Origin of the sequence: Methanoculleus chikugoensis (genome assembly GCF_900095385.1) — an archaeon.
Lineage (GTDB): Archaea > Halobacteriota > Methanomicrobia > Methanomicrobiales > Methanoculleaceae > Methanoculleus > Methanoculleus chikugoensis_A.
The window spans coordinates 1-15,226 of the sequence record NZ_FMID01000042.1; the positions used below are offsets into that span (position 1 = coordinate 1).

Here is a 15,226-nt window from a genome sequence, read left to right on the forward strand (position 1 = left end):
CGCGATTCGCGAAAAGATCTAAGGCGGTGCTTAAATGTGAATCTACTTCTGGTAGAATGTTGAATGCATTTTCAATCTCGTTTACTTCGTTAGTGTCGATGATAGAAACAATAATATCGTTAATAAATCGATATGCCGAGTTTTCCCTCTCAAAAATTTTGTTACAAGAGTCGATAAAACATTGACGAATCTCTAAGTCATGTGTGTTTTCTGCTGTAAATTCAATGAAATCGTATACCTCATTCCACGGGCAGTTAAGAAAATAACGTTTAATTTGTGTTGTGACGTTTCCTGAGAAACCTAAACTGCGGAATTCATCTATCGGATATTTAAAATGGTCGAGCCATAATGACTTACACAGTGTATATCCTGGATTCTTATTCAGATCTTCTTGTGAGCTTGTTAGCAAGAACCAAAAGTGCTGAAAGTATATGTCATATAAGATATTCCAAAGGGAATTCCTCAAATCATCTGTCACTATCTCTACTTGGAGAGATTCGGTAACTGGTTTTAGACCCATTCTTTTTGAGAAGGAACTCATTTATCTGATCTAGTCTTTTGGGGATAAAAACTTTGCAAGGTGCCTTATCGTGAACAAATGTCTAAAACCAATATTAGTCTCGGTACAGCAACGAAACCAATAATGCTCACATGGGTGTCCACGGGGCTTGCGTGGAAGTTATTGCCCATGATGCTTAACTAGCATCAAGGGTTTAAAGAAGCGATTATCTCCTAATATATGTAATCCCAAAAATGCGAGTGGCAGGATTCGAACCTGCGAACTCCTTCGAGAATCGATCTTGAGTCGATCACCTTTGGCCGCTCGGTAACACTCGCGCCTGTACCTCTTGAACCTCAAAAGTAATGAGCTTGATGGCGGCCCGCCCCGCCGGACGAAGACCCGATCCCGGACGGCCTCCGGCGCCGGGCGGCTCCTCTACATAAAATCCGCAAGCCCCAGTTGCCGCTCCGGAGGCTCGCCGAACGTCGACTCGATCTGCATGAAGAGCACCTCCACCCGCTGCTTCGTGTACTCCGTTATCGCGTAGGTCGCACAGATGTTGCGCGACATCTCCAGGTACTTCTTCACCGAGCCCTCGTGGACGGTCGGGATGACGTTGCCGCCGCAGCGAGTGCACTTCCCCGCAAGCGGCATCCGCCGGTACTTCGCGTTGCACTTCGTGCACCGGACTTTTTGTTTGGAGAACGCGTTCAGGTTCCCCTGGAGGTCGCGGATGAAGTGGGTGTTTAAGACCCGCTCAGCGACGTCGTCCTCGTCCACCGCCCGGATCTTCTTCGCGAGGTCGAGCTCCGCATCGAGTTTGTCGAGCATTGAGCCGAGTTTCGTGTAGGTCGACTCGAGCGGCCCCGCCGAGATGTCGGAGGTCGGGTGGGTGTAGGAGAACCCCTCGACCTGGGCCGGGGTGCCGAGCCGCCGCTCCACCCGGTCGACATACTTATCGAGGTCCTTCGGGTGGGCGTAGGCAAGACAGCCGTTGTAGACCTCGATCGGGTAGTGGTCGCAGACATCGACGTTGTGGCTCTCCTTGTCGACCTCCGCCGGGTCGATCCGGGTCGTCAGGACGAGCGGAGCATCCATCGTCCCGCCCCGGGTCTCGGGGAGGTAGGCGCGGGAGAAGTTGATCAACCCGTCGAGGAGGAGCATCACGCAGTCCTCGTCGCCGTCGCACTGCCCGCAGAAGATCCCGTTCGCGACCAGCGTGTGGTTTTCGGCGACCGTCAGGCAGTAGACCCGGTCGTCGAGCGCCTGCACCGTCTCGCGGCTCGCGATCTCGTCGCTGACGACGAAACCCCCCTCCTCAACCGGGACGCGATCGCCGATCGCGACCTCGAGCGCCCGGATCTTCCGGAGGTAGTCCGTGTCCCAGACCAGCATCGCGTGATCGGGCGTCACCGTGAGGACCTTCCCCCGCCCTGTAACGAACCGGACGAGGTGCGCCGGGGCGCGGTGGACGGAGACGGACGTCACTTTCTTCAGGCTGATCTTCCCCTGCGGGTCGATGCTCCGGACGTAGAACGGCTGCCGGGGATCTGAGTAGAACGTTCCCACGTGGTCGATCCCCGGCTTCGAGAGATCGAAGTTCTCCGTCACGAACTGCCGGATCGGCATCGTCGTCCACCGCCGCCCGTCGGAGACGGCGATCTCCGTGTCGCCTGCAAAACAGTTCCGCCGTTTCGCCGCGTGGAAGAACGGGTGGCCGTAGCCGACCGGCGCCTTCGAGAACCCGAGCAGCCGGACGAGAACCCCGGCGCTCGTGTGCGGGGCAAGCCCCATCAGGAGCTGACCGACGAGGTCGAGGGGTTTCTCCGCGTTATAGAAGGGTTCGAGCCCGTAGACCCGCACCAGAAGATCGTCGACGAACTTCGCCACCCGGACGAGCCACTCGCCGCAGTCCTCCGAGACCAGGATGTCCTGGTGGCGGAGTTCCAGCACCTGGTCGTCCGAGACGAGTTCCCGGCCGTAGGTGTCATGGGTGTAGCCGAGTTCCCGGAGCCGCTCGATCGGAACACCGACCTCGTCCGGCCGGAAATGGGTCAGGGGAAGGTCGATCATATCGTAGCGGACGGTGCCGTCCTTGAAGACATAAAGGTTCTGCAGCGCCCGGAGGATCCCCTTCTCGATCGGCTCCACCGGCCGCTCGCGCGAGATCAGGCCCTTCACGCCCTTTAAGAGCGCGACCGAGGACTCGCGCACCCCGAGCCGCTCCATCGCCGCCAGGTACTCGCTCTTGACGTTGATCGTGACCTTCTGGAGGCAGACCGTCGGCACGTTGCACCGGGGGCAGACCTCCTGCCCGACATCCTTGCCGCACTTCGGGCACCGGAAGACCGGGTTCGTGTGCGCCCCGCACTCGCAGAGGTTCTTGTAGGTGAAGGCGCCGCAGGCGGGGCACTGCCGCTCCCCGACCTCCGCCTCGATGATTCCACCGTCGGTGTTCGACCGCGGCTTTGAGGCGCAGGCCGCCTGGAACGACCGGCGGGCGCCGCCCTCGTCGCCGATCGGAAAGAGCGAGTGGGGCGGCGGGCGCATCTCCCGCGGCTTCGACTTCCCCGGCCGGCCCATCCGGCCGCCGATCCGGGTTCCCGCCCGCGAACGCACCCGAAAGCCCGAGAGGTGCATCACGAGGTCGAGCGAGTTCTCCATCGGCGCGTCCTCCCACGCAGGCCGCTTTTCAAGCTGCAGCGTCAGGCCGAGGCAGGCGAGGAACACCAGGTGCTCGGGAATCGCCAGCCGGTCCCCCGAGAGGTGGTGGGGCACCAGGAGTTCCTCGAGGATCGCCTTCGCCTCCGGGGTGTTCGGGATCATCAGCATCCCGTCCTCGATCGTCCCGGCGGTGCCGACCGCATCCGCAAGGCGGGCGATATCGCCCGGGGCGACGTCGTCCCACATGTAGGTGTAGTCGGGGTGAAGCGGTGCGCCGTCGAGCGCGAACTCGATCGCCTCGAGCTCGTTCTCCGGGTGGCGGGGGCCGCCCTCGAGCATCCACCACTCCTCGCAGTAGGCCGGGGGCATCAGCGGGTGGTTGTTCTCCATGAACTCCCCGAAACTGACCAGCATCTCGCCGACGTCCAGGATCTCGTCCACCTGCCCGGCAAGCCGCCGGGCCTCCGCCGCGTCGTCCACCCGGCGCACCTCCCCGCTCCGGAGCTTGACCGTCGGTCCCTGGATCGAGTCCACCGGCACGATCCCCGCCGCCTTCCCCGGCCGCTCGACCTTCATCTGCGTCCCGACCGCGAGGAAATCCCCGAGAATGTGCAGCGTCGCGGGATTCAGGCCCGCGGCCGCAAACCCGGTGTTCCTTGACCGGCCGAGGCGCAGCCGGAACCCGCCCTTCCGCATCGGGTAGGAAAAGACCGGCCGGCCGCCGATCAGGTCGCGGATGTACTTGTCTTTCGGCTTGATCGCGGCGCTTGCGTCGTCGTCGCTCTTCGGGCCGCCGCTGATCAGCTCCTCGATCCAGTCCCAGCCCTGCATCTTCATCTTGCGGACGTTTTTGAGGACCTTCGGGGCCTTCAGCGCCATCCCCTCCGCGACCACGAGCGCCATCCCGCCCCGGACGGTGTTCGTCTCCACCCGCTCCAGGTTCCGGTAGCCGCTCACCTCCTGCTGCTCGGTCGGTTCGCCGTCGATGCAGACCGGGCAGTTCTCGATGATCATCCGGAGTTCCTTCTCGCTCGGGAGATACTGCAGGCTCATGATGTTGTTGTACTGCCGGATCTCCTCGATGTAGCGTTCCACCTCCTCCGGTCGGGGGATGTAGCGGTTGATCCCGAGCGCCTGACGGACGTAGTCGCCCACCAGCACCGAGAGCGCCTGTGCCGTCCCGCCCGCGCTCCGGATCGGCCCTGCGTAGAAGATCTTCAGGTAGTCCGTCCCGTCGTCGTTCTTCCCGAGACTGACCTTCCCGATCCCTTCCGTCGGGGCGGCCACCACCCCCTCCGTCAGGATCGCCATCGCGGCACGGATGGCGTGGTCGAGGATCTCTTCCGGCGCCGTCTCGCCGAACTTCCGCGCCACGAAATCGTCGCCTATCTTGAGCGCCGCCTCCTCACGGGACATATTCTGCTCGAGTTCCCGTAGCCGGGCCGCGATCCCTTTGTAGCCGAGGAGCGCCTCGACACGGTCGGCGAGGTCGCTTGCCACCGGGATCTCGATCTCTGTTCTCGGATCGAGCCCCCGAGCGCGTGCGGCGGCGGCGATCTGCATCGCGGCCAGAAGCCCGGCCTCGATCTCCTCAAAGTACCGGGCGACAGCAGGCGAGACCTCCATACATGAAGTATGGACTCTTCACGCATTTAGAGGAGTCGTTCGCATTTGCCGACCCCGACCATCAGAGGATCCCGGCGAACCGGATGAGATTCTCGCGGATCCCTTCCGGCGGGAGCATCTCGTCCACCCGCCCGGTCGCGAACGCGGCGCGGGGCATGTAGTGGATGGCGCACGTCCGGAGGGCCTGCGCATAGGTGGTTCCCCCGATGGACTTGATGTGGCAGATCCCTTCGGCACCGTCGCTCCCCATCCCCGAGAGGATCACCCCGGCGACCCGGTCATTCTCGCGCCGCTCAAGCGATGTCATGGCGACGTCGATCGAGGGCCTGACATACTGGACCTTTCTGTCGTCAAAGAGGCTGATCGTCCGGTTTTTGATCAGTTTCAGGTGAAGGTCGCTCGGTGCCACGTAGACCTTGCCGTGCTCGATCGCTTCGCCGTCCTCTGCGATCCCGGTCTCCATGAACGAGATCTCTTCGATATGCCGGCAAAGCGCGTTGTTCATCGAGTGCGGCATGTGCTGGACGAGGATGACGGCGGCATCGACGAGCGGGAACTGGGAAAAGATGACCTCCAGGGTTCGCGCCCCTCCGGTCGACGAACCGATGACGACGATCGTCCGCCCATCGCGGGGAAGAGATGAGGAATACTCCATGTACTCTCCCCTCACGGCAGGTAATTGAGGTACCCCTTCACAAGGGCCACGATCTCGTCCGCCTCGAACGGTTTCGTGATGTAGTCGATGACGTGCTCCTTGAGGCAGTCCAGTTCCACGTCCGGGATGTCCTTTGCGGTGAGCATCGCGACGACGTTCCCCTCCAGGAGATCGCGGTCGATCATCTCCTGGATCGTCTCCCATCCGTCCTTTCCGGGCATCATGATGTCCATCAGGATGACGCCCCGAAACCCGTTCGCGAGTTCTGCGATACACTCATCGCCGCTCTCCGCGCCGACGACCCCGATCCCCTCCGGTTCGAGGAGTTCCTCCATCACCTCGAGGATGAAGACGTCGTCGTCGACGACCATTATCCGCCTGCTCGATTCGTCCGCCATCTGCTCCCTCCCCGGGACCCGCCGGGTTGTTAAATAAAACCTCTCACCCGGAACAGTATATAACCCTGTGGATTTCTCACGGCGCGTCTACCGCCTCGAGGGTGAATATGATCATCGACCCCTCCCCCTCCCCGGCGCTCTCGGCCCATATCCGCCCTCCATGCCGCTCCACGATCCGACGGCAGATCGTGAGACCGAGGCCCGGCGAGTCGAGGTCGTGCCGGGAGGCGTCGGCCTTGTAGAACTCGGCAAACGCCTTCTCGAGCTGCTCGCGGGTCATGCCGATCCCGGTATCCCTGACCGAGACGACCACGACCTCCTGCTCGCGGGCGGCGTCGATGGTGATCGTCCCCATCTCGCCCTCGATGTACTTGACGGCGTTGGCGATCAGGTTGTTGAAGATCTCCCCGAGGAGAACCCGGTCGGCCCTGACGGTGGTTCCGGGGGGGATGTTGTTCTTGAGCGAGATGGACTTCGTCTTGAAGAGGACGGCGTAGTTCCGGAGCGTGTTGTCGAGTTCCGTCTTCAGGTCGAGGGGCTCGAGATCGAGCTCGACGTAGAGGGAGTTCATCCGGGCGAGCTGCAGGGTCTTCTGGACGAGATCCTTCATGTAGGTGACGTTGTGGCCGGCGATCTCGAGGAGGCGCCGGAGATCCGGGTCCTGCTCGCGCTCTATGACCCTCGGCATGAGCGCGACCAGCGGCGTCAAGGGCGTCTTGAGGTCGTGACCGAGCTGCGATATGAACTCGTCCTTCTGGGCAAGGAGTTTCTCCACGTCGGCGGTCCGTTCCCGGACCGTCGCGTCGAGTTCCTGGTTGATGACGGAGAGCCGGTTCCGGAGCGTCTCCAGCTCCCGGTTCTTTGCCTGGAGGTTCCCGGCAAACCCTTTGAGCGCCTCTTCCGCCTGCACCCGCTGGGTGATGTCGATCCCGAGCTGCAGCATCAGGGGCGACCCGTCCGTATCGGTGAACGGGTAGGCGTGAACTTCGTAGGTCTTCCCGTTCGTGTGGTCCCACTCCCACTGCTGCGGGCTCCGGAGGGTGAAGACCATCGCCCCCTTGCAGGGTTTGCAGGGTCTCCGGGAGCCCCGCTGCACCTCGTAGCAGAGCCCGCCCTCCGGGTCGCCGAAGGTCTCCCGGAACGCCCTGTTGGCGAACCGGATGGTGTGATCCTCCCCCTGCAGGGTGACGTACGCGGGGAGGGTATCCAGGATCGCGAAGAGACGACGGCGTTCGGCGTTCAGGGCCGATTCCGCCTCTTTGTACCGGGTGATCTCCGAGACGCGGCAGGTGACGACGACGTCTTCGAGGCAGCGGCCCCAGAGGACGAGCCAGCGTGTTCTCCCGTCCCGGCCGAGGAACTGCGTCTCGATGACCGCGTTGCCTGCGCCCGGCTGCGCCTGCGCGAAGAAACGCTCGCGGTCGTCGCCGTAGGGCCAGATCTTCGATACCGGCAGGTTCTCGAGACCTCTCCTCGTGTAGCCGAGGAGTTCCGCGAAGTCGCGGTTCGCGTCCATTATCGCTCCGTCCTCCCGCCTGAGAAGAAACGCGCCGCCGGGAGCTCGTTCCATGGCCTCCCGGTAGTGGATCTGCTCCCGGGTCGAGTAGCCGACCGTCGAGGCGAGCGACGCAAGGGCGACCATGGCGACGAAGGGAAGGAATATTGCAGGGTTGGGGGGGTAGGCGCGCCCTGCCGTGACGCCGAGATAGGCGAGCCCGAGCACGGTGGCGGCAACGATTCCCTTCTCGCGGTAGAGGTAGCCGACCGCCGCGGCGGGGACGAAGAGCAGCGCCCAGAGGATGAGGTTGGTGCCGGGCGGCTCCACAAGAAGGGCGGCAAGGATTGCCGTACCGAAAGCACCAGCTACCAGAACGTTCCCGGGTTCACGGAGATCGCCCTCCTGCAGGAACCGGAGGAGACCCCCCGCCGTACGAGATGCCATCAGACCTTAACGATCTGAAGGCGTCGCGATCATTTATTGTTCGCGGATTGGCCTCTCCCTTCCAGCGCCTCGGTGAGCGGGACGGCGCCCGTCTCCCCCATCTTCCAGAGGAGGAGAGCGGCGCGCTCCTGCGTCTTCGCATCAGGGCTCTCCATCAGGCGGAGGAGCGGTGCGACCGCCGGTTCCCCGATCCGGCAGAGGGCCATCGCGGCGAACGGCTGAAGGTCGGCATCGGCGTTCTCGATGACGGCAACAAGAGGTTCGACGGCGGCGGCGCCGATCCCCGCGAGAGCCGCCGTGGCGTATCGCCGGAAGTCGCAGTCGCACGCGGCACGCATCGCCGCGAGGAGGGGGGCGATCGCCGGCTCCCCGATCTGCACCAGCGCACGGGCGGCATACCACCGGACGTCGTTGTTTTCGGCCTGCATCGCGTCTATGAGGGGTTCTACGGCCGCTTCTCCGCTCGCACCGAGCCCGGCGGTCGCCGCCCGGCGCGTCGCGAGAGGGCCGTCCCGGAGATCGGCGATCAGTTCCTCGATCCGGGTTCTGTCAGTCATAACGTTCAGGTGCACCCTTGCTGTTGTTATGTCTTCCTGATGCTGGCGAGCGCCTCCCGGGCAGCCTCGCGCACCTCCTCCCGCTCGTCTTCGAGCGCCCGGATCAGGATATCGGCCGACCTGCGATCGCCGATCTCCCCGAGGGCACGCACGGCTCCCGCGGGGACGCGCCGGTCGTCGCCGTGCCGGAGCGCCATGGCGAGCGCGGGGACGGCGGGCTTTCCGACGAGGCCGAGGGCGGCGATCGCCCCGCGCCGGAGGAGTTCGTTCTCCGTCCCGAGCGCCTCGATGAGAGGCTGGACGGCGGGCTCGCCGATATCGCCGAGCGCAGCGCAGGCACGCTGCCGCACCCCCCCATCCGGGTCGCGGAGCGTTTCGACGAGCGCTTCGACGACTTTCTCACCGCCGATGCTCCCGAGCGCAATCGCCGCTCCCCGCCTGACGCGTGCGTTCCCGTCAGAGAGGGCGGCGGCGACCTCCTCCCGGGCGGGCTCGCCGATCGCGCCGAGTGCGAGAGCCGCCCTGCTCCGGACGTAAGCGTCCTCGTCGTCGAGCGCAGCCATCAGCGCCGGGATTGCCGCGGGATCACCGATCTCCCCGAGAGCAACCGCGGCCATCCAGCGGACGTCGACGTTCTCGCTCCTGAGGCTCGCCGTGAGCGGCCCGACGGCAGGAGTTCCCAGTCTTCCGAGCGACTCCGTCGCCTTCCAGCGGACGCCGACCTCGGGGTCCTCGAGGAGGGCGGCGAGCGGTTCGACCGCCGCAGGGTTGCCCGCGTCGCCGAGACACCCGGCCGCCCGGTAGCGGGTATCGGGGTCGCGGCTCGAGAGCCGGGCAATCAGCCGTCTCGTGTCCCGGTCGCACGCGGCCCCGCCGGCCTCATCGATATGGAAGTGGAGACCGCCGGCACGCCTGCCCGCTATCTCGAAGAGGTAGCCGAGGAGGTACGCGGCGACGACGAAGGCTGCCGCATTCACGAGGATGCCGGCGTCCGGGGTGCCGTAGAGGATGCTCCCGACGGTGACGTGAGCCATGGCGAGCAGAATCCCGACGACGATCGCACGCCTCCGGTACCAGAACGCGGCGATGATGAGCACCAGGTAGAAGAGGTGGGTGTACGCGACCGTGCCGAAGGCGAGATCCAGGAGAACGGCGAGGGCCGTGACGAGGACAATGACTGCAGGCCTGCCCCATGCCTCTGCGCTCTTCGACGGACCTGCAGGACTCATCCTTAAGAGGGGGTGCGGGCCGCATCCATAAAGAGTTTATGCGGTGCGGCTTCCGCCTCACCGCTGCCCTGCGGCCGCAGCCCGGGCCTCCTGCCCGGAAGCCTCCTCGAGTTTCGCGAGCGATGCTTCGACGAACGCCGGAATGTCGTCCGGCTGCCTGCTCGAGACGATGTTGCCGTCGACGACCACCTCCCGGTCGACGTACTCCGCGCCGGCGTTCCTGATGTCCTGTGCGACGGACTTCCAGCCGGCAATCTTCCGCCCGCGGAGCACCTGCGCGGTGATCATGAGCTGGGGCGCGTGGCATATGGAGAGAACCGGTTTGGCGCTCTCGACGAAGCGGCGCACGAACTCGACGGGCGCTTCGTGGGCCCGGAGTTTGTCGGGCGAGTAGCCGCCCGGAATGAAGAGCGCGTCGAAGTCGTCCGGCGAGACGTCCGATACGCTCCGGTCGATGGTGACCGGTGTTTGATCCGCCTTCCCGTGGACGGTCTCTCCCGCGGAGAGGCTGACGTGGACGAGATCGTGGCCGGCCCCCCGGAACGCCCCGGCAGGCTCCGTATACTCGACATCCTCGAACATATCCGTGATCAGGACTGCTATTCTGCTCATCGTCGTTCCTCCCCGGACCGGTCGCCCGGCCCGGCACCGGATCGATTCGCCCGGAAGATATAATCCTGCCGGAGGGACGACAGATCAAGGACGAACCGGCCACAAATGCAGCGGTTTCGCGGCTGGAGGAGCGATTTCTATACCTTTTTATACCCCGGAGCGAAACCCGGACATATGCCCGCGCCGACAGGAGAGTCTGCAGGCGGAAGCCCTCCGCCCGACTGGCACGCCCTCTCGGCGACGGAGGTGCAGCGGGAGCTCGGCGCCGATCCGTCGGGTCTCTCCACGGGAAACGCGGAGGAGCGTCTGCAGCGCTACGGGCCGAACGTCCTCCGCGAGGAGGAGCGGGAGAGCCGCCTCCAGGTCTTTCTGCGGCAGTTCAAGAGCGTCCTCATCGTCATCCTGATCATTGCCGCTGCAGTCTCTTTCTTCGTCGGCGAAGCCCTGGACGCCGCCGCAATCCTCATCATCGTCATCTTAAACGCCCTCCTCGGGTACTCGCAGGAGTGGCAGGCCGGTGAGGCGATCGAGGCGCTCAGGAAGATGCTCGTCCAGCACGCCATGGTCGTCCGCGACGGCGAGCGGCGGGAGATCGATGCAGCCGCACTCGTCCGGGGGGATCTCGTCCTCCTCGATATGGGGGGACGGGTGCCCGCCGACATCTACATCGTCGAGGCGACGTCGCTGCAGGTCGACGAGGCGCCGCTGACGGGCGAGTCGTCGCCCGTGGACAAGACACCGGGCTCGCTCCCTGTCGGAACGCCCCTTGCCGAGCGGAGCAACATGGCGTTTGCCGGCACGACGGTGACGAACGGGCACGGTCGGGGGTTTGTGGTCGCCACCGGGATGCAGACGGAGTTCGGGCGGATCGCCGGCCTCTCCCAGCGGATCGCGGATGAGACGACGCCCCTTGCCCGGCAGATGGATCGTCTCGGCCGGGATCTCGGGCTGATCGCCCTCGGGATCGCCGCGCTCGTGGTCGTCGTCGGTCTCCTGCAACAGCGGGAACTCCTTGAGATGTTCCTCGTCGGCGTCTCCCTTGCGGTGGCGGTGATCCCGGAGGGGCTCCCGGCGGTCGTGACGCTGACGCTCGCCATCGGCATCAAGACCATGATGCGGAGGAACTGCCTGATCCGTCACCTGCCGGCCTCGGAGACGCTCGGCGCGGTCTCGGTGATCTGCACCGACAAGACCGGGACGCTCACCCGGAACGAGATGACGGTCGTCCGGGTGCGGACGCCCGCTACGGAGATCGCGGTCACCGGGGCGGGGTATCTCCCGATGGGGGAGTTTCTCGTCGAGGAGAGACCCATCGACCCGCTTGCCGACCCGGGGCTCCGGCGGTTCCTCCGCACCGTCCTCCTCTGCAACCACGCGACCCTCGCTCTCGAAGAAGGGGGGTGGCGGGTCTTCGGCACCCCGACCGAGGGGGCGCTCGTCGTCGCGGCGGAGAAGGCCGGGCTTTCGCGCGACGACGCCCCGGAGCCGGTGAAGGAGTTCTCGTTCAACTCCACCCGGAAGCGGATGACGATCGTCTACCGGGAGGGGGAGGGGGACGTCGCCCACGTGAAGGGGGCGCCGGAGGTTCTCCTCGCCCGCTCGTCCCGGGTCTTCCTGGGGGGTTCGGTCGTCCCGCTCACGGACGAACTCCGGGACGCGCTTCTTGCCGAGATCGAGAGGTACGCGTCGCAGGGGCTCCGGGTGCTCGGGGCGGCCTGCCGCCCGCTCCCCGCCGGCATCGAGTGGACGGTCGAGACCGTGGAGAGCGATCTCGTCTTCCTCGGGCTTGCCGGGATCGTCGACCCCCCGCGGCCCGAGGCGGCGGAGGCGATCCGGCTCTGCCGGAGCGCCGGGATCGACGTCATCATGATCACGGGGGACAACCCGCTGACCGCTTCCACCATCGCCCGCAAACTCGGCCTATCGAGCGAGGGGGCGATGACCGGGGCGGATCTCGAGGCGATGACCGACGACGAGCTCGAAGAACGCCTCCGGACGACGAAGGTGCTCTCCCGGGTCACCGCGGAGCACAAACTCCGGGTGATCGATATCCTCTCCCGCGACCGGGAGGTCATCGCCATGACCGGCGACGGCGTCAACGACGCCCCGGCGCTCAAAAAGGCGAGCATCGGGATAGCCATGGGGATCAAGGGGACGGACGCGGCCAAAGAGTCGAGCGACATGGTGCTCGTAGACGACAACTTCGCGAGCATCGTCGCCGGCGTCGAGGAAGGAAGGCGGGAGTACGACAACATCGCCCGGTTCACCCGCTATCTCCTCTCCTCGAACGTCGGCGAGCTCGTCGCGATCGTCGGCGCGCTCCTCCTCGGCCTGCCGCTGATCCTCATCCCCGTCCAGATCCTCTGGATCAACCTGGTCACCGACGGTCTCACCGCCCTCGCCCTCGGCCTCGAACCCGCCGAACGAGACGTCATGCAAAGAAGGCCGCGCGACCCGCAGGAGGCCATCCTCACGCGGAACGCGTACCTCGTCATCCTCATCCTCGGGATATGGCTCGGTCTTCTGACCATCTACGTCTTCCTGGGTCTCTATGAGGTCGATCTCGACCGGGCACGGACGATGGCGTTCACCGGGCTCATCGTCTTCGAGCTCTACAACGTGCTGAACTTCCGGTCGTTCCGGTTCCCCCTCCACCGGATCGGGTTCTTCTCGAATCCCGCCCTGCTCCTCGCAATCCTCGGGAGCCTCGCCCTCCAGGCGCTGGTGGTCTACGTCCCGGTCTTCAACGTCTTCCTCGGGACCGCGCCGCTGACCCTCGCCGACTGGGGGCTGCTCGCCCTGCTCGGCCTCCCGGTGCTGCTCGCGGGGGAAGCCTACAAGATCCTCCGGCTGAAACGGGCGGGGGCGTCTCCCGGAGCAGGCTGAACCCGGCGCGGCAGATCGTCGCCGCCCCGATTTTCGAGTGCAGGAGACTGCACCGGCATTATCCCCGCAGCGGTGCCGACCGGCACGATTATGGGAGGATCGCGCATATCTGAATCCTGCAGTTTATTCTTCTCGGAGAGTTCTATGGCATATCGTCAATCTCTCGCGGCATACCCCGCCGCCCGTGGCCCCAACCCTCGCCGGGGTGGGAACGCGTGATCGGCCCGGAAGTGATCGCCGTCGCGGTCTTCCTCTTCACCTACGCGCTCATCATCGACGAGCGGATTCACCGTGCAGTGGTGGCGATGCTCGGCGCCTCGATCGTCGTTCTCCTCCACATCGTCCCGTGGGAGATGATCCCGGAGTACATCGACCTCGGCACCATCTTCCTCCTGATCGGGATGATGATCATCGTCAACACTGCCCGCGGCAGCGGCCTTTTTGAGTATATCGCCATCAAGACGGCGAAGCTTGCAAGAGGGAGCCCGATGCGGGTGCTGCTCCTCTTCTCGCTCGTGACCGCGGTCACGAGCGCCTTCCTCGACAACGTCACCACGGTCCTCCTGATCACCCCGATGCTGCTCTACGTCGCGAGCGTCATGAAGACCAGCCCCATGCCCTTCCTCATCGCCGAGATCTTTGCCTCGAACATCGGCGGGGCGGCGACCCTCATCGGCGACCCCCCGAACATCATGATCGGTTCGGCCGCCGGCCTGACGTTCAACGAGTTCATCGTCAATATGGCGCCGATGATGGTCGTCAACCTCGTCGTCGTCCTGGGGATGCTCGCCCTGATCTATAGAAAGCAGCTCCACGTCTCGCCCGACGAACGGGAGGGGATCGAGAAGACGTTCGCGGAGTTAAAGGAGCGGGAGGCGATCCGCGACGCCTCGCTCTTCAAGAAGTCGGTCATCGTCATCGCGCTCGTCATTGGAATGTTCTTCATCCACGATCAGCTCGGGCTGGAACCCGCTCTCGTCGCCCTGATCGGCGCGTCGGCCCTCCTCTTCTGGAGCAGGCAGTCGCCCGAGGAGATATTCGAGAAGATCGAGTGGCCGGCGCTCTTCTTCTTCGGCGGGCTCTTCGTCGTCGTCGGCGCTCTCGTCGAGACCGGCGTGATCGCGAGCGTCGCGGAGTTCGTGGTCGAGAACGTCCACTCGGAGGGGGAGGCCATCCTGATCATCGCCTGGTTCTCGGCGATCGCATCGGCCATCGTGGACAACATCCCCCTCACCGCCACCCTGATCCCCCTGATCCAGGGGATGAGCGGGTCGATGGATATCTACCCGCTCTGGTGGGCGCTCTCGCTCGGGGCCTGTCTCGGCGGGAACGGCACGGTCATCGGAGCATCGGCGAACGTCGTCGTCCTCGGGATCGCTGCAAGAAACGGTTTCTCCATCTCGTTCGTGGAGTTCTTAAAGATTGGAATGCTCGTGCTCTTCGTCACGGTCGGGATCGGCACCGCTATCCTCTATCTCAACTTCGCCGTCCTGTAGGCCGGCGCTACCGGGTCGCCTCGACCTCCTGGAGCCGGCCGACGACCCACTTATACGCGGTCGCGGCCGCCTCCCGGGCCGAGGCGCTCGGGTCCTCGTCCCTCATCCTCGCGAGTGGTTCCTGCGCTTTCGGGTCGGCGAGCGTCCCGAGCGAGAGGGCCGCCTGCGACCGGACGAACTCGTCCGGGTCGGCAAGCGCCCGGATCAGCCCGTCGACGTCCCGGGCGTCCCGCATGGTATCGACCTCATCGATTGTCGCCATGGTAATCTTCCTGACCGTCTTCGCGTAGACGTCCCAGGGATATATATGTCTTACCGGGTGCGGACTACGATTCGCGGGGGATTCCCTCTGCCGCCTTCCGGGCTGCAAGCCTCGCCGCCACCTGGGCGTGCGCGACCGACGCGGCCCGCCGGACGCCCGCATCAGAGTCCGAGAACTTCAGGTGCTCGAGCGGCTCGAGCGCCCGTTCATCGCCGACGAGGCCGAGGGCTTCGGCAGCGGTCTGCCGCACGATCTCTTCAGGCTCAAAAAGTGCTGCAACCAGGCCGTCGATATCCCGGCGCCTTCGCATGGTGTCGATATCCTTTCTCTGCGTCATGTGTCTACCCTGTTCGGCCGATACGCGCATCTATGCTTTTCGGGGGATATGAACGTTCCT

Annotated in this window: 12 protein-coding genes and 1 tRNA gene; 2 read left to right on the top strand and 11 right to left on the bottom strand. The window is 64.6% G+C overall.

The features are described 5' to 3' along the window. The 9 genes from L21_RS13850 to L21_RS08555 form a co-directional block, all read right to left on the bottom strand. The coding region (locus L21_RS13850) for an AbiJ-NTD4 domain-containing protein (protein WP_218600637.1) at positions 1-541 on the bottom strand (541 nt) is incomplete at its 3' end. Positions 542-754: 213 nt separating this feature from the next. Continuing rightward, positions 755-837, bottom strand: a tRNA-Leu gene (locus L21_RS08520). Between the two features lie 100 nt (positions 838-937). Further along, the gene (locus tag L21_RS08525) at positions 938-4,792 is read right to left on the bottom strand and encodes a DNA-directed DNA polymerase II large subunit (RefSeq protein ID WP_074370055.1); all 3,855 of its coding nucleotides are present in this window, start codon (positions 4,790-4,792) and stop codon (positions 938-940) included. Positions 4,793-4,853: 61 nt separating this feature from the next. Next, positions 4,854-5,447 carry a CheB methylesterase domain-containing protein gene (locus L21_RS08530; RefSeq protein WP_074370098.1) on the bottom strand — a complete coding sequence of 198 codons (594 nt, stop codon included), beginning with the start codon at positions 5,445-5,447 and terminating at the stop codon, positions 4,854-4,856. An 11-nt stretch (positions 5,448-5,458) separates the two neighbouring features. Continuing rightward, complete coding sequence (locus tag L21_RS08535; RefSeq protein WP_074370056.1) at positions 5,459-5,845, bottom strand: response regulator; 387 nt, start codon at positions 5,843-5,845, stop codon at positions 5,459-5,461. Positions 5,846-5,921: 76 nt separating this feature from the next. Next, the gene (locus tag L21_RS08540; RefSeq protein ID WP_074370057.1) at positions 5,922-7,787 is read right to left on the bottom strand and encodes a sensor histidine kinase; all 1,866 of its coding nucleotides are present in this window, start codon (positions 7,785-7,787) and stop codon (positions 5,922-5,924) included. Positions 7,788-7,816: 29 nt separating this feature from the next. Next, on the bottom strand, positions 7,817-8,344 hold the full coding sequence (locus tag L21_RS08545) for a HEAT repeat domain-containing protein (protein ID WP_074370058.1): 528 nt from the start codon (positions 8,342-8,344) through the stop codon (positions 7,817-7,819). 26 nt (positions 8,345-8,370) lie between these two features. Continuing rightward, complete coding sequence (locus tag L21_RS08550; RefSeq protein WP_074370059.1) at positions 8,371-9,573, bottom strand: HEAT repeat domain-containing protein; 1,203 nt, start codon at positions 9,571-9,573, stop codon at positions 8,371-8,373. A 57-nt stretch (positions 9,574-9,630) separates the two neighbouring features. Further along, positions 9,631-10,185, bottom strand: a complete 555-nt coding sequence (locus tag L21_RS08555) for a type 1 glutamine amidotransferase domain-containing protein (RefSeq protein WP_074370060.1) — start codon at positions 10,183-10,185, stop codon at positions 9,631-9,633. Positions 10,186-10,359: 174 nt separating this feature from the next. On the opposite strand from L21_RS08555, the gene L21_RS08560 reads away from it, so the two are divergent. Continuing rightward, the gene (locus L21_RS08560; protein WP_074370061.1) at positions 10,360-13,071 is read left to right on the top strand and encodes a cation-translocating P-type ATPase; all 2,712 of its coding nucleotides are present in this window, start codon (positions 10,360-10,362) and stop codon (positions 13,069-13,071) included. Between the two features lie 215 nt (positions 13,072-13,286). Then, entirely contained in the window at positions 13,287-14,567 is a 1,281-nt protein-coding gene (locus tag L21_RS08565) for an ArsB/NhaD family transporter (RefSeq protein WP_074370062.1), read from the top strand. A 7-nt stretch (positions 14,568-14,574) separates the two neighbouring features. Here the strand turns inward: L21_RS08565 and L21_RS08570 are convergent, their stop codons facing one another. Both L21_RS08570 and L21_RS08575 read right to left on the bottom strand, forming a co-directional pair. Then, complete coding sequence (locus L21_RS08570; RefSeq protein ID WP_074370063.1) at positions 14,575-14,829, bottom strand: HEAT repeat domain-containing protein; 255 nt, start codon at positions 14,827-14,829, stop codon at positions 14,575-14,577. A gap of 64 nt (positions 14,830-14,893) precedes the next feature. Beyond that, positions 14,894-15,166, bottom strand: coding sequence for a HEAT repeat domain-containing protein (locus L21_RS08575; RefSeq protein ID WP_074370064.1), 273 nt, complete (start codon positions 15,164-15,166; stop codon positions 14,894-14,896). Positions 15,167-15,226 lie beyond the last annotated feature (60 nt).

Excerpts from the sequence above, each read along its gene's own strand:
- L21_RS08525 (WP_074370055.1), bottom strand. The coding sequence starts at position 4,792 with ATGGAGGTCTCGCCTGCTGTCGCCCGGTACTTTGAGGAGATCGAGGCC.
- L21_RS08530 (WP_074370098.1), bottom strand. The coding sequence starts at position 5,447 with ATGGAGTATTCCTCATCTCTTCCCCGCGATGGGCGGACGATCGTCGTC.
- L21_RS08535 (WP_074370056.1), bottom strand. The coding sequence starts at position 5,845 with ATGGCGGACGAATCGAGCAGGCGGATAATGGTCGTCGACGACGACGTC.
- L21_RS08540 (WP_074370057.1), bottom strand. The coding sequence starts at position 7,787 with ATGGCATCTCGTACGGCGGGGGGTCTCCTCCGGTTCCTGCAGGAGGGC.
- L21_RS08545 (WP_074370058.1), bottom strand. The coding sequence starts at position 8,344 with ATGACTGACAGAACCCGGATCGAGGAACTGATCGCCGATCTCCGGGAC.
- L21_RS08550 (WP_074370059.1), bottom strand. The coding sequence starts at position 9,573 with ATGAGTCCTGCAGGTCCGTCGAAGAGCGCAGAGGCATGGGGCAGGCCT.
- L21_RS08555 (WP_074370060.1), bottom strand. The coding sequence starts at position 10,185 with ATGAGCAGAATAGCAGTCCTGATCACGGATATGTTCGAGGATGTCGAG.
- L21_RS08560 (WP_074370061.1), top strand. The coding sequence starts at position 10,360 with ATGCCCGCGCCGACAGGAGAGTCTGCAGGCGGAAGCCCTCCGCCCGAC.
- L21_RS08570 (WP_074370063.1), bottom strand. The coding sequence starts at position 14,829 with ATGGCGACAATCGATGAGGTCGATACCATGCGGGACGCCCGGGACGTC.
- L21_RS08575 (WP_074370064.1), bottom strand. The coding sequence starts at position 15,166 with ATGACGCAGAGAAAGGATATCGACACCATGCGAAGGCGCCGGGATATC.